The organism is Mesorhizobium sp. CA4 (assembly GCF_020165075.1).
In the GTDB taxonomy this organism is placed as follows: domain Bacteria; phylum Pseudomonadota; class Alphaproteobacteria; order Rhizobiales; family Rhizobiaceae; genus Mesorhizobium.
Genome location: NZ_JAIUHK010000020.1, coordinates 82,429 through 98,414, shown reverse-complemented (window position 1 = coordinate 98,414; position 15,986 = coordinate 82,429). Strand labels below are relative to the sequence as shown.

The 15,986-nt window shown below is 62.9% G+C and carries 18 protein-coding genes; 14 read left to right on the top strand and 4 right to left on the bottom strand.

The genetic code is table 11. The features are described 5' to 3' along the window. Positions 1 to 3: 3 nt before the first annotated feature. The gene (locus LB528_RS17675; protein WP_224517837.1) at positions 4 to 1,026 is read right to left on the bottom strand and encodes an ABC transporter substrate-binding protein; all 1,023 of its coding nucleotides are present in this window, start codon (positions 1,024 to 1,026) and stop codon (positions 4 to 6) included. Between the two features lie 751 nt (positions 1,027 to 1,777). Between LB528_RS17675 and LB528_RS17670 the strand changes: the two genes are divergently transcribed. From LB528_RS17670 to LB528_RS17630, 9 genes are all read left to right on the top strand, one after another. Then, positions 1,778 to 2,143 (top strand): VOC family protein, encoded by a 366-nt coding sequence (locus LB528_RS17670; RefSeq protein ID WP_224715734.1) that lies wholly within the window; start codon positions 1,778 to 1,780, stop codon positions 2,141 to 2,143. 349 nt (positions 2,144 to 2,492) lie between these two features. Further along, entirely contained in the window at positions 2,493 to 2,765 is a 273-nt protein-coding gene (locus LB528_RS17665) for a hypothetical protein (RefSeq protein ID WP_224715733.1), read from the top strand. Positions 2,766 to 3,074: 309 nt separating this feature from the next. Beyond that, on the top strand, positions 3,075 to 4,277 hold the full coding sequence (locus tag LB528_RS17660) for an ABC transporter substrate-binding protein (RefSeq protein ID WP_224715732.1): 1,203 nt from the start codon (positions 3,075 to 3,077) through the stop codon (positions 4,275 to 4,277). A gap of 77 nt (positions 4,278 to 4,354) precedes the next feature. Continuing rightward, the gene (locus tag LB528_RS17655; RefSeq protein ID WP_224715731.1) at positions 4,355 to 5,221 is read left to right on the top strand and encodes a branched-chain amino acid ABC transporter permease; all 867 of its coding nucleotides are present in this window, start codon (positions 4,355 to 4,357) and stop codon (positions 5,219 to 5,221) included. A 7-nt stretch (positions 5,222 to 5,228) separates the two neighbouring features. Continuing rightward, complete coding sequence (locus tag LB528_RS17650; protein ID WP_224715730.1) at positions 5,229 to 6,209, top strand: branched-chain amino acid ABC transporter permease; 981 nt, start codon at positions 5,229 to 5,231, stop codon at positions 6,207 to 6,209. A 3-nt stretch (positions 6,210 to 6,212) separates the two neighbouring features. Further along, positions 6,213 to 6,992, top strand: a complete 780-nt coding sequence (locus tag LB528_RS17645; protein WP_224715729.1) for an ABC transporter ATP-binding protein — start codon at positions 6,213 to 6,215, stop codon at positions 6,990 to 6,992. Then, on the top strand, positions 6,989 to 7,711 hold the full coding sequence (locus LB528_RS17640) for an ABC transporter ATP-binding protein (RefSeq protein WP_224715728.1): 723 nt from the start codon (positions 6,989 to 6,991) through the stop codon (positions 7,709 to 7,711). Before LB528_RS17645 ends, LB528_RS17640 begins: the two co-directional genes overlap by 4 nt. Positions 7,712 to 7,722: 11 nt before the next feature. After that, positions 7,723 to 8,466 carry an aspartate/glutamate racemase family protein gene (locus tag LB528_RS17635; protein ID WP_224715727.1) on the top strand — a complete coding sequence of 248 codons (744 nt, stop codon included), beginning with the start codon at positions 7,723 to 7,725 and terminating at the stop codon, positions 8,464 to 8,466. Between the two features lie 135 nt (positions 8,467 to 8,601). Continuing rightward, on the top strand, positions 8,602 to 9,336 hold the full coding sequence (locus tag LB528_RS17630; RefSeq protein WP_224715726.1) for a GntR family transcriptional regulator: 735 nt from the start codon (positions 8,602 to 8,604) through the stop codon (positions 9,334 to 9,336). Between the two features lie 14 nt (positions 9,337 to 9,350). Here LB528_RS17630 and LB528_RS17625 read toward each other — a convergent pair whose 3' ends face one another. Then, positions 9,351 to 10,253: an SDR family oxidoreductase gene (locus tag LB528_RS17625; protein WP_224715725.1), complete on the bottom strand. Its 903-nt coding sequence runs from the start codon at positions 10,251 to 10,253 to the stop codon at positions 9,351 to 9,353. A gap of 98 nt (positions 10,254 to 10,351) precedes the next feature. Here LB528_RS17625 and LB528_RS17620 point away from each other — a divergent pair, with 98 nt between their 5' ends. Together LB528_RS17620 and LB528_RS17615 are read left to right on the top strand one after the other, a co-directional pair. Then, complete coding sequence (locus tag LB528_RS17620) at positions 10,352 to 11,188, top strand: helix-turn-helix transcriptional regulator (protein ID WP_224715724.1); 837 nt, start codon at positions 10,352 to 10,354, stop codon at positions 11,186 to 11,188. Between the two features lie 122 nt (positions 11,189 to 11,310). Further along, on the top strand, positions 11,311 to 11,625 hold the full coding sequence (locus tag LB528_RS17615) for a hypothetical protein (RefSeq protein ID WP_224715723.1): 315 nt from the start codon (positions 11,311 to 11,313) through the stop codon (positions 11,623 to 11,625). Between the two features lie 168 nt (positions 11,626 to 11,793). Here the strand turns inward: LB528_RS17615 and LB528_RS17605 are convergent, their stop codons facing one another. Then, entirely contained in the window at positions 11,794 to 12,747 is a 954-nt protein-coding gene (locus LB528_RS17605) for a LysR family transcriptional regulator (RefSeq protein ID WP_224715722.1), read from the bottom strand. Positions 12,748 to 12,832: 85 nt separating this feature from the next. On the opposite strand from LB528_RS17605, the gene LB528_RS17600 reads away from it, so the two are divergent. Continuing rightward, a complete protein-coding gene (locus LB528_RS17600) occupies positions 12,833 to 13,663 on the top strand; it encodes a class I SAM-dependent methyltransferase (RefSeq protein ID WP_224715721.1) in 831 nt (276 codons plus the stop codon). 10 nt (positions 13,664 to 13,673) lie between these two features. After that, positions 13,674 to 14,177, top strand: coding sequence for a hypothetical protein (locus tag LB528_RS17595; protein ID WP_224715720.1), 504 nt, complete (start codon positions 13,674 to 13,676; stop codon positions 14,175 to 14,177). Here the strand turns inward: LB528_RS17595 and LB528_RS17590 are convergent. Continuing rightward, positions 14,174 to 14,713, bottom strand: a complete 540-nt coding sequence (locus LB528_RS17590) for an Lrp/AsnC family transcriptional regulator (RefSeq protein WP_140785449.1) — start codon at positions 14,711 to 14,713, stop codon at positions 14,174 to 14,176. The two genes, LB528_RS17595 and LB528_RS17590, sit on opposite strands and share 4 nt — an antisense overlap. 48 nt (positions 14,714 to 14,761) lie before the next feature. Between LB528_RS17590 and LB528_RS17585 the strand changes: the two genes are divergently transcribed. After that, positions 14,762 to 15,943 carry an MFS transporter gene (locus LB528_RS17585; protein WP_224715719.1) on the top strand — a complete coding sequence of 394 codons (1,182 nt, stop codon included), beginning with the start codon at positions 14,762 to 14,764 and terminating at the stop codon, positions 15,941 to 15,943. The last annotated feature ends 43 nt before the right edge of the window (positions 15,944 to 15,986 follow it).

Here is a 15,986-nt window from a genome sequence, read left to right as displayed (position 1 = left end):
GCCTTATTTGCTGAGCAGGTTCTGCTTGACCCAGTCCAGCGAATAACTCGGGCTGATGATCTGGCCGCCCGGCAGCTTCGAATAGTCCTTGAGGTTGCTGGCATTGACCGTTGCCACCGGCATGATCATCAGCTTGGGCGCCTTGGCACCTTTCAGCAGCGACAGGCCAAGCCAGAATGCGGCGCCGCCAATGCCCGGCGTGGTGTTCATCGACACCGTCTGGTAACCGTTCTTGGCATTCTCCTCAGCCCACCACTTGACGAAATCGGTGCCGCCGCCGCCTTCGATGATCGGCATCTTGTTCTTGTACTCGCCGCCATACTGGATGAAGGCCTGTGTGATGCCGACATCGTCGCTGCCGCCCTGGCCAAGCACCGCGTCGACATGGGGCAGGGATGGCAGGACATTGGCGATGGCCGACTGCGCCACAGAGGCCGTTGCCTGGCCGTAGACCGTGGCCACCACCTTGATGTTGGGATATTTGGCCAGCACCGACTGCTGTGCGTTGAACATGTCGTTATCGGGCGCCGAGCCCTTCACGCCGCGTACCTGAATGACGTTGCCCTTGCCGCCGAGCATCTTGAAGACGGCCTCAGCCTGGGCTGCTTTGTAGCCCTTGAAGTCGAAATTGAGCTGGTAGTTGCATGGCGCCGAAGCAACCGAGTCGAAGGAGATGACGATTATGCCGGCCTTGCAGGCCTTCTCGATGACACCGTTGACTGCGGTCTCGGAAGCAGCATCGACGGCGAGCACATCCACCCTCTTCAGGATCAGTTCGGCAATCTGGCTGTTCTGCTGTGCCACCGACCCATCGCCGTTCATGATGATGTAATCGGCGATCTGCCCTTTGGCTTTGGCCTCCTTGGCCGAAGCCTCAAATGCTTCCACCATCTGATGGCGCCACGTATTACCATAATAGGCGTTGGCCAGCGCGATAACCGGCGCGTCGGGCGACGCCATGGCCGGCGCAACCGAAACGCTGGCAAACGCGGCGCCGGCGAGCGCCGCAACAACTGCAGACTTCATGATACTTCCTCCCAATTACACCGCCACACGGTCGGCCTTCTTACATTTCCCTACGGCGCCTCTCCCGAAGACACCATACCATCTACATGTTATACCAGCATACCTCTAAGAAGCAAGCCGGGCTGGTATCCTCGGTCGATCTGAGATGACGGCCCCGCTCAGGAGTGACGAGAGCGGCAGGCTTACTTCCGGGAGACTCATCTTCCCTGTCACCGACTCAGGGATTGGTTTGTGGCCGAGTTGGCCGAGCGCCGGCAACCAGATGGGCGAAGGCGGAGGGAATGAAGCAGATTGACTTCTTCTATTCGGGAGCGGCTATGCCTATCTGTCGGTGATGCGCAGCCCAACTCGCGACGGTGGGCAAGCAAGATTGACCAATTGATGCCGATAGTTGCTGAAACCAAGCAGCTTTCGACTGGCGAAATTCTTTTGGAAATCACGATCGAAAATCTCTGACGGATCGCGGAGACGGTTCTCCTTCACGTGCAAAAGATTTCGCGCTTGGAACTCAATTCGTTACCATCCCTTAGAACATCGAGTTGAATGACAGCGAGTACCGTGGAGTAGCATGGGGTAGCAGAGTAAGCGAATTGGAGGCCAGCGATAAATCAGCGACGCGGCTCCGCAGGCCGTAGAAAGCTAGGTCGTGTTCTCATCAGTCGGCCGGCCGACTGTTGGCCGTGATCCCCAATGCCAAGGAACCACATTCCCATTGGCCGGTTCACTTTCTACGGTGAAAGGAGCACGGGCCATGGCATCCATCCGATACATTGTGACAGACGTTGACAGTTCGGTCGCTTTCTATCGCGATAAACTCGAGTTCAAGGTTGACATGCACAACCCTGGCAAGTTCGCAGCGCTCATTCGCGATGATCTCACGCTTTACCTTAGCGCTCCGGGGGCAGGCAGTGGAGGAACTGCTGGCGGCAAACCAGAGCCGGGCGGATGGAACCGGTTCATGATCGTCACAAAAGACATAGACGCCCTCGTCGGCCGGTTGAACGATGCAGGCGCCAAATTCAAAGGAGAAATCAGCGAGGCGGGAGCCGGTCGCGCCAGACTTCTGGAAGATCCGTCGGGCAATCTGGTTGAACTGTTTGAGTTCAAGAAGAAATGAATGGGCGCGCAGATCGTCGACAACGACGTTCATGTTCATGCGCTTCGCAAAGTCCGACCGAATGCAGCTGTGACGGTCCGTCAGGGGGCGCTCATAATCAGCGCGTTACAATGCATAGAGACAATCGAGTTAAGGCGAGTATGGTGAAGTAGTATCGGATAGCAGAGGACAATCCAGCGAATCCAGGCCATCGATAGTAGTCGACAGATTCTAGGCGACCTGTAGATCTGTCGCTCTGTCGAGCATTAGCGGTGCTGACAGAAGCTATGGGAACTTTTGCTCCGCTGGCAATTTTTGGATATGCTGCAAATCAAATTGCCAGAAGGTCGCTACCCGGAAGGTCGCTGCTATGACGAAATATTCTGCAATCGCCGCGCTCATGCTTGTCACTGCGGCCATGATGGCGGGACCGGCTGCCGCGGGCGAACAGCATCGCTACCACGTTGTCCAACAGGAGCGTTATGTTCCGGCCAGAGACGACATCATCGAGACGCTATTCGGCGGTCCGCGCTATTACGATCAGCAGATGACCACCACGGGGGCGGGCGCCTGCGGGTATCACCGCGTCGGACCGGACGCGAATGCGGTGAACGACATCAACGATAACTATTGCGGGAAGTAGGATTCCCGGTGTGGCGTCCCCTCGGGGACGTTTTCGATAAGCCTCGACCCCTCTTGCGTTTATGGTCTCCGCGATCTTATCCGACTCGCCGGGTGGCCGTGGTTGGCCGGATACGGCCTCCATTGAATGCCGACCTCGGGGGAATGCCGATCTTCTCACGGGTCTGCGGGTCATCGCACACAGTCGATCCAGATATTGTATACAATAATAAAGAAAGATGTTGACAATCAGCCCCGGCCGGTTTCCCTTACGCTATACGCGCAGCCTACGAGCAAAACACAAAGCGCGATACCAAGGGGAACTGAAGCTATGATCAACCGTCGCTCGACTCTGAAATCAATGGCGCTCGGCGCCGTCTCGACCCTGGCGCTTGCCGCTCTCGGCATTTCGTCCGCGCAGGCTGAAAACAAGCAACTGAAGATCGGCTTCGTTGGCGTTACCAGCGGCCCTGCTGCCGCCTGGGGCACGTCGAACGTGCGCTCGATGCAGACCCGCGCCGCCTGGATCAACGAAACCGGTGGCGTCAAGATCGGCAATGACACCTACAACATCAACATCGTCACCTTCGACGACCAGAAGGATCCCAAGCGCGCCATCGCCGGCATGGAGAAGATGGCGCAGGAAGGCGTCCACTATGTCGTCGGCCCGAATGTCGATGACGGCGCCGCCGCGGTGCGCCCCGTCGCTGAGGCCAATGGGATCATCTATTTTCCCTACGCCTTCCCCAAGGCGCTCTACCAGAAGCCGGCCTCGAATGCGGTGCTCGGCATGATCGCCAACTACCAGTCCGGTCCGGCGATCTACAAATATCTCAAGGAAAACAAAGGCGTTAAGAAGATCGCCTTTGTCGCCGCGAACGAATCCGACCCGCTCAGCCAGCGCGACAGCGGCGTCGAGGCGGCGAAGGCACTTGGACTGGAAGTCGTCGCCCAGAACGACACCTACCAGAACGATACCCGCGACTTCACGCCGGTGCTGACGCCGATCGTCGCCTTGAAGCCCGACCTGCTCGTCCTGTCCGGCGTGGCGCCGGCCAACGCGCCGCTGCTCATCCGCGCCGCCCGCGAGCTTGGCTATGAAGGCCTGATCTCGACGGAAACCGCGCAGGACGCCAAGGTCCTGGAAGAGGGCGCCGGCGAATACGCCAATGGATTCATTTCCGTCGGCGGCGCCTCCACGCCGGAGATCGCCTCGGACGTGATGAAGGAATTCGTCGCCCGCTACACCAAGATGTTCGGCGAATACAACGACGAGTCCAACACCAAAGTCTATGCGCTCGAATACATCATCGAGACCTTAAAGGCCAATCCGGCGGCCATCAACGACGTCGCTGAATTCAAGAAGACCATGGACACTTTCTCGGCGCCCAATCCCTTCCTGAAGGGCGACGCGAAACTCAGCTATGTCGGCATGACGTCCTTCGGCCAGAAGCGCCAGCTTTCGGTGCCGATGGTGGTCAACGAATATAAGGATGGCGCTTTCCAGACCTTGTTCGTCGGCTCCGTCGACTAGCGCACCTTCGAGCGTCGTTTCCTCAAGCTTGCCGCGGGGTCCGACAGGTCGGACCCCGCGGAAGATCGAAGGTATCCATGGAACAGGTCATCGCCAACGGATTGTATCTCGGTGCCCAATACGCGCTGATCGCGCTGGGCTTGACCCTGATCTTCGCCCTGATGAACGTGCTCAATTTCGCCCACGGGCAGATGTATGTGTTGGGCGGGTTCATCACCTACACCGTCTACGGCCAGCTCGGCCTGCCTTTCGTGGTGGCGCTGCTCGCCTCCGGCGTCACGCTCGCCGTCATCGGCGCGCTGATGGAGAAATTCCTCTTCCGCACCGTCATCAGGCGCAGCCATCGCGAGGAGAGCACCATGCTGCTCGCCGCCGCGACGGCCTTTTTCTTCGACGCCGTCATCCTGCTTCTGTTCGGCGAAAAACAGCGTGGCGTTCCCAAGATCGTCAAGGGCGTCTTCAACGACGCCGGCATCATCATGCCTTACGATCGCATGGTCGTCGGCGTGCTGGCGATCGTCTTCATCGCAGCCTTCGTGCTCTATATGCAGTACAGCCGGGTCGGGCGCGCCATGCGCGCGCTTGCCCAGGACCGCGTCGCGGCCCAGCTGATGGGCGTCCGCGTCGACCGCTATTCGATGATCGGTTTCGCGATGGGCGCCATGCTAGCGGGTGTCGTCGGCGGGCTGCTGGTCACGATCACCGGCGTCAATTCCGGCATTGGCGGGCCGATCTCCATCAAAGCCTTCCTGATGGTGATGATCGGCGGCGCCGGCGTCGTCGGCGGGGCCATCGCCGGCGGCTTCATTCTCGGCATGATGGAGTCGGTCGGCCTCACCGTGCTGCGCGAATATGGCGACATCACCTATCTTGTCATCTTCGCCGCCCTGATGGTGTTCCTGTCGATCCGCCCCAACGGGCTGATGGGCAAGCCGTGGGGTTGATGGCGCCATGACCCGCAATCGCAACATGAAGATCGCGTCGGTCGCGGCCTTCCTGGCGATCGTCTTCATCGCCGTGCCGGCCACGATCTCGGCAAGCGGCCGCTTCGACCTCTATTACACGTTGACTTCGGTGGCGTTGCTCAGCATCGCCAGCGCCGGTGTCTGGCTCACCTTCTACATCGGCCGCATCAACATCGGCCAGGGCGCCTACGCGCTGATGGGCGGCTATGTCTCGGCCATACTGGTGATGAACTATGGCTGGTCGTTCTGGTTGACCTTGCCGGTAGCCGGACTTTTTTGCGCCGCTGCGAGCGTGCTGATCGGCCTGCCGATCCTGCGGCTGCGTGGCGTTTACTTCGCCATGGTCACGCTGGTGCTGACCGAGGTGGCGCGGCTGCTCGCGCTGGCGCTGCCGATCACCAACGGCGCCAAGGGCATCGTCAGCATCCCGCTGCCCGGCGCGCTGTCGGTCTTCGGCCTGACCATCATTCCGGATTTCGCCACGCTGCAGAATTCGCGGCTTGCCTTCTATCTCCTGGCGGTCACGCTGATGGTGGTCTGCTTCGGGGTCATGTACCGGCTGGTCAATTCGCGCATCGGCAAGCTTTGCCAGTCGCTGCAGCAGAATGAGGAACTGGCCTCCTCGATCGGCGTCAACATCGCTTATCTGCGCATCATCGCCTATGCCGTGTCGTCCTTCTTCGGCGGTGTGGCCGGCGCCATCTTCGCCGCCATCTCGCAATCGATCTATCCGTCGAGCTTCACGGTCACCGATTCCGTCAACTTCATGCTGAACTGTTTCCTCGGCGGCCTCGGCTATGTGTTCGGGCCGATGCTCGGCACCCTCGTGCTCTATTTCGGCTGGGACCTCTTGTTCCAGACCGGCCGGTTCCAACTGCTCATCTATTCCGGCCTGATGATCGTTCTGATGCTGGTGCTGCCCAATGGCCTGCTCAGCCTCGCGGCTTCGATCCGGAAAAAGGCTTGAGCCATGGCCGAGATGCTCGAAGTCTCCGGTATCACCAAGCGCTTCGGCGGTCTGGTCGCGGTCAATAACATCTCCTTCTCGGTGCGCGAGAAAGAGATCCTGTCGGTCATCGGTCCGAACGGCGCCGGCAAGTCGACGCTGTTCAAGTTGATCTCGTCGTTCCTCAGGCCGACATCGGGCGAGGTGCGCCTGAAGGGCGAACGCATCTCCGGCATGGCGCCGCATATCGCCGCCCGCAAGGGCGTCGTGCGCACCTTCCAGGAAACGACGATCTTCAAGAACATGAGCGTGCGCGACAACGTCGTCATCGCGCATCACCTGCGCTCGAAGGCGAGCCTTCTCGGCTTCTTTCTCGGCACCGGCGCGGCGAAGGCCGACGAGGTGGCCTTCGGCGCCTCCGCCGACGAAATCCTGGCGCTGCTCGGCCTCTCCTCGCTTGCCAACGAGATCGCCCGCAACCTGCCGCACGGCCATTTACGGGCGCTGGGCATCGCCATCGGCCTTGCCACCGATCCTTCGATCCTGCTGCTCGACGAGCCCTTCGCCGGCATGAACCACGACGAGACGATGCGCATGGTGGCGATGGTGCGGCGCCTGCGCGATCTCGGCCTCACCATCCTGCTCGTCGAACACGATATGCCGGCCGTGATGAAGATCTCGGACCGCATCGTGGTCCTCAATTTCGGGCAGAAGATCGCCGAGGGAACGCCGTCGGAAATCCAGGCGAACGAGAAGGTGATCGAAGCCTACCTGGGCAGCGAAGACGAGGCGATCGGCCTATGAACCAGATCCTAAACTTCGCCAATGTCGAGCTCTACTACGATCATGTCTATGCGCTGAAAGGCGTCTCGCTCGAGGTCAACGAGGGCGAGACTGTCGCGCTGATCGGCGCCAACGGCGCCGGCAAGTCGTCGATCCTTCGCGCCATCACCGGCTTGCGCAAGATCAGGTCAGGCGAGATCCATTACGGCGGCAAGCGCATCGACGGCGCCGCCCCCGACGAGATCGTCAAGATGGGCATCGCCATGGTGCCGGAAGGGCGCCGCGTCTTCCCCTTCATGTCGGTCAGGGACAACCTCCTGATGGGCGCCTTCACCCGCACCAGCAAAACCGAGATCGCCGCGTCGATGGAGATGGTGCTTGGGCGCTTTCCGCGACTGAAGGAGCGCTTCTCGCAGGCCGCCGGCACAATGAGCGGCGGCGAACAGCAGATGCTTGTCATCGGCCGCGCGCTGATGGCGAAGCCGAAGCTTCTGCTGCTCGACGAGCCGTCGCTCGGCGTCGCGCCAAAACTTGTTCAGGACATCGCCCGCTCCATCGTCGCGATCAATCGCGACGAGAAGGTCAGCGTGCTCCTGGTCGAGCAGAATTCGCAAATGGCGCTGCGTATCTCGCAGCGCGCCTACGCGCTGACCACCGGCAGTGTCGCATTGAGCGGCAACTCCGCCGAATTGCTGACCGACGACCGGGTCAAGCGTCTTTATCTCGGCGGAGAGATCTGAGGCTGATTTCAATGCGCATTCTCGTCATCAACCCCAACACGACCGCCTCGATGACCGCCAAGATCGGCGAGGCCGCGAAAAGCGTCGCTTCCGCGGGAACCGAAATCATGGCGGTCAATCCGGCCGACGGTCCCCCAAGTATCGAGGGCTACTTCGACGAGGTCTTCGCCGTGCCGGGCATCATTGCCGAGATGCGCAAGGCGCCGGCAGCCGATGCCTATGTGATTGCCTGTTTCGACGACACCGGGCTCGACGCGGCGCGCTGTGCCAGCGGAGCCCCCGTCATCGGCATCGGCGAGGCCGCGTTCCATATGGCGAGCCTGATCGCCGGCAAGTTCAGTGTCGTCACGACGCTTGCCCGGTCGGTACCCGCGATCGAGCACAATCTGGCGAAATACGGTCTCGCCTCGCGCTGTGCCAAGGTACGCTCGTCGGAGGTCGCCGTGCTTGAGCTCGAACGCCCGGGCTCGAATGCAAGGCACAGGATATCGCGGGAGATCGCCCGCGCCATAAGCGAGGATCACGCCGAGGCCATCGTGCTCGGCTGCGCCGGCATGGCCGACCTTGCCAACAGCCTTTCGGAAGAACATGGGGTCCCCGTGCTCGATGGCGTCGTCTGTGCCGTCACGCTGGCTGAGGGCTTGTGCAAGGTGGGATTGAGGACATCGAAGATCGGCGGCTATGCCGCGCCGCGCGGCAAGCGGTTCGCCGGCATGTTCGCACCATTGTCGCCCCCGGAAGTCGAGATCACCTAGGCGGCTTCATGCTGCCGGACGACCGCCAGCGCCCGGACAGGTGGGATTGACCGCCGCGCGAGCGATACTAGATTGGACGGGCTGCCGGCGATTTGGGGGGCAGATCGGGCCATTTCGGGCCCGCGCATTGAAAGCATGTTGACGGTACTCAAGGAAGAAGATCGGGACGACAAGCCGGCCGCGCGCTGGTCGCCGATCTATTATGGGCTGAGGGACGCCATCGTCAGCCACCGTCTCGCGCCGGGCACCAAATTGCCGGAAGACGAGCTGGCCTCGATCTATTCGGTGAGCCGCACGGTGGTCCGGTCCGCGCTGCAGGCCCTTGCCCATGACCGGCTGGCGCGGCTGGAGCCCAACCGCGGCGCCTTTGTCGCGCAGCCGTCAAAGATCGAGGCCCGGGAGGTGTTCGAGGCGAGGGCGCTGATCGAACCCAAGGTGGCCGCGCTCGCCGCCAGGACGGCGGTGCCGTCCGATATCGTGCAATTGCGGTCACACCTGGAGAAGGAGCACGAGGCGCTGCAAGCCGGCCGCGACAGCGACGCCATCATGCTGTCGGCGCGCTTCCATGTCGGCATCGCCGAGATCGCCGCGCATTCGGTGTTCACCAATTTCGTGCGCGACCTCGTCTCGCACTCCTCGCTGATCATCGCACTCTACTGGAGGCGCCGCGACGCCACCTGCGAGAAGCACGCTCATCACGCGCTGGTCGACGCCATCGAAGCCGGCGACAGCGCTGACGCCGCCGCCCTGATGAACAGCCATCTGGTCGACCTGCTGTCCGGACTCGACCTTACCGACAAGGTGGAGAAGTCCGACAGCCTGTCGGATCTGCTTCGACTAGAGCGAGCAGCGGTCCAGCCGGGTCGCTGAACCGCCGAGGTTGGCTAGGCCGCTGCGGCTTGCGAATAATCCATCCGCTCGAGGTCGGCGATGAGGCCGGGTCCGGTCGGCTGCCAGCCGAGATGCGCGCGCGTCCATTCGCTCGACGCCGGCATGTCGAGGCCGGCGAACATGGCAAGCCATCCGAAATGGTCCGCTGCCTCTTCCTGCGAGAGCGAGACCACCGGCACGTTGAGCCCGGCGCCGATCACTTCCGCGATCTCGCGCACCGGGATGCCTTCCTCGGCGACGGCGTTGTAGCGAACGCCGGCTTCCTGCTTGTCCAGCACCAGACGGTATAGCTTCGCGACGTCCAGCACATGCGCCGCCGACCACCGGTTGCGCCCCTCGCCAAGATAGGCCGACACGCCCTTGGCGCGCGTCTGCGCGATCAGCGGTGTGATCAGGCCTTGCTTCACCGTGTCATGCACCTGCGGCAGCCGCACCACCGACACCTTGACGCCCTTCTCCGCCATCGCCGCGCCGGTAAGCTCCGACAGGATGCGCGGATTGGGATGGTCGGTATTGAATACATCTTCTCTCGCCGGCTGTCCGTGTTCGGCGGATCCCATACCTACACCCGACGTGATGATGAGCAGCCGGTCCGAGCCGGCGAGCGTGCCGCCCAGCGCTTCGATGACGCGTTTGTCCTTCTCGCAATTCGCCGCGAAGTTCGAGAAATTGTGGTCGAAGGCGGTGTGGATCACCGCATCCGATTTCGCCGCGCCGTCGCGCAGGCTGTCGAGGTCTTCGAGGTCGCCGCGATGCGGCTCCGCACCGGCGGCGACAAGCGCCCGCGCGCCGGCTTCGGAGCGGGTCAGGCCAAGCACCTGATGGCCGGCTGCAAGAAGTTCGGGCACGATCCTGGAACCGATGAAGCCGGTCGCGCCGGTAAGGAATACACGCATGGGAGGGTCTCCTGTGGTTGTTCGGAGGCCTTATTGGCGCTAAAATCATTCTCTTAAAGTAGTGACTTTATCATGGTATAATAGTCAACGGGATCGCAATGTCCGTCGAGACGTCCAACAAGCTTGGCACCTTTTTGCGAGATCGCCGCATGCGCCTCGATCCCGCCGCCTTCGGCTTCGCCACGGGTCGCCGGCGCACACAAGGGTTGCGCCGCGAGGAAGTGGCGCAGCGCGCCAATATCAGCCCGACCTGGTACACCTGGCTGGAGCAGGGGCGGGGCGGCGCGCCGTCCGCCGACGTGCTGAACCGCATCGCGACCGGGCTGATGCTGACCGAGCCCGAGCGCGAGCATTTGTTTATGCTGGGTCTCGGGCGGCCTCCGGAAGTTCGCTACAAGAGCGTGGACAGCGTAACGCCGCGCCTCCAGCGCGTCCTCGATGCCTTGGACCCCAGTCCGGCGATCATCAAGACCGCGACATGGGATGTGGTGGCCTGGAACCGTGCCGCGGCGGCAATGCTGACAGACTATTCCAAGCTGCCGCGCGAGCAGCGCAACATCCTGCGCCTGATGTTCGGCAACCCGCGCGTGCGCCATGCGCAGGACGACTGGCAGAGTGTCGCGCGTTTCGTGGTCGGATCCTTCAGGGCCGACGCCGTCCGCGCCGGAGCCGGCGCGGAGGTCACGGAACTGGTAGAGGAGCTTTCCAGGACCAGTCCCGAGTTCGCGGCACTCTGGCGCGACAATGACGTCGTTGCGGCGCATGGCGAAGGCGTGAAGCGTCTGCGGCATCCCGAAATCGGGCTGATCGAGCTGGAGTTCTCGGTCTTCGCGGTCGACGGCCGCCCGGAGCTCGGCATGATCGTCTACAATCCGGTCACGCCGGCCGATGCGGAACGTATTCGATCACTGATCGCGGCTCGTTCCGCAGAATGATGGCCGCCATGTGCGGTGTTCCGCCAAGGTGCGGCGGCGAAGCGGAAAAGGCGACTCGGTTAGGATAATATCCACCGCCCGAGTCCTTCGTGGAAGATGTCTATGACCTTGAATGAGCTTAGTTGGTCGCCCCCGAAAAGAAAGTTGCCCGCGCCGCATATGACAAGGCTCTTGAGAGGGCACTGGCCAGCATCATGGCCGAATTCAAAAGACGGGCAAACGCCGCGACCACACCCTCCGAGATGTGGGAGGTCGAGGACTATCTGAAGGAGCAACGTCGCGATTTGGATCGGACGTTCGACTATCGCTATTCGCAACTGACCGTCGTTTTCGCAACTCTCATCCGGCAAGGATATCTGGACGAGGACTTACTCTCGGGTCTGTCGGAAGAAAAACGCGAGGAGATCCGTAGAATGCTTGCGTGGCACAAAGGATAAGGGTCTAGAAGGCGTTACCTTCGCGCCCTCGCACGCCGGATCGCTTGCGGTAGTTGGCCGAAGCTCCTCATGAAAGCGCGGCGCATGCGGCCGGCATCGCCGAAGCCGCTCTGGTCGGCGATGCGGCTCGTCGCCTGGTTCAACCGCCTTCACCGGGTCTTCGAAGCGTCAGCTTTGCCGCCGCCTGCCCGATCGCTTCGGGGGAGCGTCAGCGCCGCCCGGCTGCCTGATGTGGTCGATGAAAGCGCGCAGCTTGGGCAGCACCTGGTGTCTTTCGGGATAATAGAGGAAAACGCCCGGCGTGGTGACTGCGAAGCGGCCGAGCAGCGCCTGCAGACGCCCGTCGGCTATCGGCGCTTCGGCGATCGGGCTAGGCACCTGGGCCAGCCCGATACCCTGGATCGCCGCGCCGAGCAGCGACGGATAGTCGTGCGCGATGAGCGGTCCCGATACGATTGCCTCGACGGACTTGTTGCCGTCGACAAAGGACCAGGGCGCGACCGAACCATTCGAGCGGCGCAGGCGCAGGCAGGCATGGTCGCGCAGGTCCTCGATGCGCTCGGGCGCCGCGCGCCGGCGCAAGTAATCCGGACTGCCGACGACGACCATCGGAAAGGAGGGCGTCAGGCGGACCGCGACCATGTCGGGCGCGATCAGATCGCCCATCCGGATGCCGGCGTCGAATCCTTCGGCGGCGAGGTCGGCGAGCTCGCCGCTGGCGACGATCTCCAGCTCGATCTCAGGATAGGCCTGGCAGAAGGAGGCGACCATCGGCTCCAGCAGCATCGGCACCACGGCCGGGGGTACCGAGAGGCGCAAGAGGCCCGCCGGCCGCTGGCCCATCCCCCGCGCGATCTCGCTCGCGGCGATCAGTTCCTCGAAGGCGGGCCAGGCGCGGGCGAAAAAGCGCTCGCCGGCTTCAGTGAGACCGACGCTGCGCGTCGTGCGGATGAAGAGCGGGGCGCCGATGCGCGCCTCGAGCGTTCGTATCGCCTGGCTGATCGCTGACGGGGTGACGGCGAGCTCGGCTGCCGCCTTGCGGAAATTGCGATGCCTTGCGACGCTCAGGAATGCTTCGACGCCGTCGAGCGCGCCGTGCCTGACTGTGAAGTTCTGCTTCATGACCCATCGACATTATCGTGGATAGTGGTTCGCGGAAAGCGGCCGTATTTCTTCCATGACTTTGGAAGCCTGAAGGGAAACGGCAATGACTGATGAACTCGATCGCGTGCGCGATCACTATCGCGCGACCGGCTTGACCGATCGATTGAAGACCGCACTGGCGGTGTTTGGGCCTGAGCAACAGCGGCTGAAGCCCGAACAGCTGGCGACCCTCGACCAGTTCCATACCCGCGGGCTGGCCGCGACGGCGGAGCTCGCCAATCTGGCGGCCATCAATGCCGATATGTCCGTGCTCGACGTCGGATCGGGCGTCGGCGGGCCTGCCCGGTTTCTTGCCGAGACCTATGGCTGCGAGGTGGTGGGCGTCGATCTCAGCGAACCTTTTGTCGAGGCCGCGCGTTACCTGACCACGCGCACCGGCCAAGACGCCAAAGTGTCGTTCGAAGCCGGCAGCGCTCTGGCGCTGCCTTTCGAAGACAGCCGTTTCGATGCCGCGCTCTTGCAGCATGTGGCGATGAACATCGCCGACCGGCCGTTGCTCTACCGCGAGATCAGGCGCGTTTTGAAGCCGGGCGGAACATTCGCGACATTCGACGTCGTGCTGAATGGTGGCGATCCGCACTATCCGGTGCCCTGGGCGAAGACGCCGGGCGAAAGCTTCCTGCTGACGGCCGAGGCGACCTGCGAAGCAATCGAAGCCGCCGGCTTCGGCACGCTCGTCCGCCGTGACGATACGGCTGCCGCGAAAGCCTGGTTTGCCGAGCTCCGTGCCTCCGGCCCGCCGCCTTTGCTCAATCTCGGGGTCGTCATGGGCCAGGGTTTCGCCGACTTCGCCACCAATCTCGGGCGCAATCTCATGGAGGGACGGCTGGGCATTCTGACGGCAGTGTTCGAGGCCGTTCCGGCCAAGGCTTGAGGGGGCGAAGATGTCACCTGCGATGATCTTCAACATCCATCTCGTGCTCGGCTACGTGCCGTGGCTGCTTTGTTTTGCCGCCTATATCTGGCCAAGGCTGCGGTCGATGGAGCCGATAGAGGCGCAGCGCGCGATAGCAACGCTGCACAGCTTCCGCTTCTTCGGGCTCGTCTTCCTCATCCCGGGCGTCGTGGGCCCCGATCTTGCTCCTGCCTTCGCAAGCTTTGCCGCCTATGGCGACTTCGCCACCGGCCTGCTTGCCATGCTGGCGCTGGTCGCGGTGAGGAGGCCCGCGATCTTCTGGCCGTTGGTCGTCGCCTTCAACCTCGCGGGCGTGGTGGACCTTGTCGGCGACTACTATCTCGGCACCGTGCTCGACCTTCCTGGCCATGCCGGACAGTTGGGCGCGACGTATGCGATCCCGATCCTCTACGTGCCGCTGCTGATGGTCACGCATGTCGCGGCGTTCTATCTGCTGGCGCGTTCCGGGCGCCACCAGATCGCGGCGACTTAATAAACCGGTGTCGCCATATGCTTCGGCGCCGGCCATTCGTTTGTGATCTCGGGCTGCACCGGCCGCTCGAGATAGGTCGAGAGCACCACATAGCTGCGCGTCGAGGTGACACCGGGCGTGTCGTAGAGACGAGCCAGCAGGCCCTCCAGCGCGCGCGTGTCCTCGGTGCGCACCTTGAGCAGCATGCAAGTGTCGCCGGCGACCGTGTGGATCTCCTCGACCTCCGGATATTTGGAGACCGCCATCAGCTCCGGCGTCTTGCCCCAGCCCCTGGTGTCGATATGCACGAAGGCAAGCAGCGGCTTCTTCACCGCCCTCGGATCGATGATCGCCGATGTGGCGCGGATGGCGCCGCTGCGCTTCAGCCGCTTGACCCGCTCATGCGCCGCCGGCGGCGACAGGCCGACGCGTTCGCCGAGCTCGGCATAGCTGATGGTCGCGTCCTCGACGAGGACGCCTAATATCTTTCGGTCGATAGGGTCGACCTCCCGGGCAGGATGCTTGTTCCGCTGAATGTCATCTGTTTCTGTGTCCATACGGAAATTCTCCATTGATGCGGAATTCAATTCGGCCATTATGATGATATGTCGAACAGCAATCAATCAGCAATTATAACCGAGGCGCCCCGCGCGCCGATTCCGGCCACCGCCTATCTGCTGACCGGCTGCATCGCCGTCATCGGCTCCAATTCCCTGGTTCTGGGACCGATCGCGCCCGCCGTCGCAGCGTCGTTCGGCGCCAGCGTGCCGGCAGTGATGACGGCTGCCGCCGCCTTCGGCCTCGGCACGTCGGCCAGCGCGCTCTTCCTTGCCCGCTACATCGACCGGATCGGCGCGCGCCGCATGCTGCAGGGCGCATTGCTGCTGCTGGCAATCGCGCTGGTCGCCAGCGCCCTGGCGCCGACGGTGACGATGCTGGTGGCCGCCCAGCTGGTTGCCGGCATTGCCGCCGGCATCGCCATGCCGGCGATCTATGCCAGCTCGGCCGCGATCGCGCCGCCCGGCCGCGAAAGCGGCACCATTGGGGTGGTGCTGACCGGCTGGACGCTCTCAATGGTCGCCGGCGTCTCGCTGTCGGCCGTCATTGCCGATCTTATCCACTGGCGCGCCGTCTTCGCGGCCGTTGCACTGCTCGCTGGAGCGGCCGTTGCCGGCCTGGCGATGAGTTCGCTGCACAACACCGGGAAAAGCGGCCCCGCGCCGTCGCCGCTTGGCGCGCTCGCCGTTCCCGGCATCCTGCCGCTCCTCATTGCCTGCGGCGCCTTCATGACCGCTTTCTATGGCGTCTACGGCTATCTCGGCGATCATCTCCACCAAGCCCTCGGCGAGCCGGTCAGCGCCAACGGCCTGGCGGCGGTCGCCTATGGCCTCGGTTTCGGCGCGGCCGCTCTGCTCGATGGCGTCATCGACCGGCTCGGCGCCCGCCGCGTCATGCCTTTCGCCTATCTGCTCGTCGGCGCTGTCTATGTCGCAATCGCGCTGGCGAGCGGCGGCTTCGGCCCGCTGATCGCGACGATCGCCGTCTGGGGCCTCGCCAACCATTTCGGGCTGAACGTGCTGGTCATGCGCCTCACCGCGCTCGACCCGGCGCGCCGCGGCACCATCATGGGCCTGAACAGCGCGGTCACCTATCTCGCCGTCACAGTCGGCACGGCAGGCTTCGGCCCGCTTTACACGAACCTCGGTTTCGCCAACTGCGCCTTGATCGCCGCAGGATTGATGCTGGTGGCGGGCGCAGCGGCTTGGCGGTCAGTCGGTCCTCGGTGACAGGCTCGCTCCTCGCTCGCGGCCGGAAAACCGTTTCGCACTT

Coding starts and splice junctions, on each gene's coding strand:
- LB528_RS17675 (WP_224517837.1), bottom strand. CDS start 1,026: ATGAAGTCTGCAGTTGTTGCGGCGCTCGCCGGCGCCGCGTTTGCCAGC.
- LB528_RS17670 (WP_224715734.1), top strand. CDS start 1,778: ATGGCATCCATCCGATACATTGTGACAGACGTTGACAGTTCGGTCGCT.
- LB528_RS17665 (WP_224715733.1), top strand. CDS start 2,493: ATGACGAAATATTCTGCAATCGCCGCGCTCATGCTTGTCACTGCGGCC.
- LB528_RS17660 (WP_224715732.1), top strand. CDS start 3,075: ATGATCAACCGTCGCTCGACTCTGAAATCAATGGCGCTCGGCGCCGTC.
- LB528_RS17655 (WP_224715731.1), top strand. CDS start 4,355: ATGGAACAGGTCATCGCCAACGGATTGTATCTCGGTGCCCAATACGCG.
- LB528_RS17650 (WP_224715730.1), top strand. CDS start 5,229: ATGACCCGCAATCGCAACATGAAGATCGCGTCGGTCGCGGCCTTCCTG.
- LB528_RS17645 (WP_224715729.1), top strand. CDS start 6,213: ATGGCCGAGATGCTCGAAGTCTCCGGTATCACCAAGCGCTTCGGCGGT.
- LB528_RS17640 (WP_224715728.1), top strand. CDS start 6,989: ATGAACCAGATCCTAAACTTCGCCAATGTCGAGCTCTACTACGATCAT.
- LB528_RS17635 (WP_224715727.1), top strand. CDS start 7,723: ATGCGCATTCTCGTCATCAACCCCAACACGACCGCCTCGATGACCGCC.
- LB528_RS17630 (WP_224715726.1), top strand. CDS start 8,602: ATGTTGACGGTACTCAAGGAAGAAGATCGGGACGACAAGCCGGCCGCG.
- LB528_RS17625 (WP_224715725.1), bottom strand. CDS start 10,253: ATGCGTGTATTCCTTACCGGCGCGACCGGCTTCATCGGTTCCAGGATC.
- LB528_RS17620 (WP_224715724.1), top strand. CDS start 10,352: ATGTCCGTCGAGACGTCCAACAAGCTTGGCACCTTTTTGCGAGATCGC.
- LB528_RS17605 (WP_224715722.1), bottom strand. CDS start 12,747: ATGAAGCAGAACTTCACAGTCAGGCACGGCGCGCTCGACGGCGTCGAA.
- LB528_RS17600 (WP_224715721.1), top strand. CDS start 12,833: ATGACTGATGAACTCGATCGCGTGCGCGATCACTATCGCGCGACCGGC.
- LB528_RS17595 (WP_224715720.1), top strand. CDS start 13,674: ATGTCACCTGCGATGATCTTCAACATCCATCTCGTGCTCGGCTACGTG.
- LB528_RS17590 (WP_140785449.1), bottom strand. CDS start 14,713: ATGGACACAGAAACAGATGACATTCAGCGGAACAAGCATCCTGCCCGG.
- LB528_RS17585 (WP_224715719.1), top strand. CDS start 14,762: ATGTCGAACAGCAATCAATCAGCAATTATAACCGAGGCGCCCCGCGCG.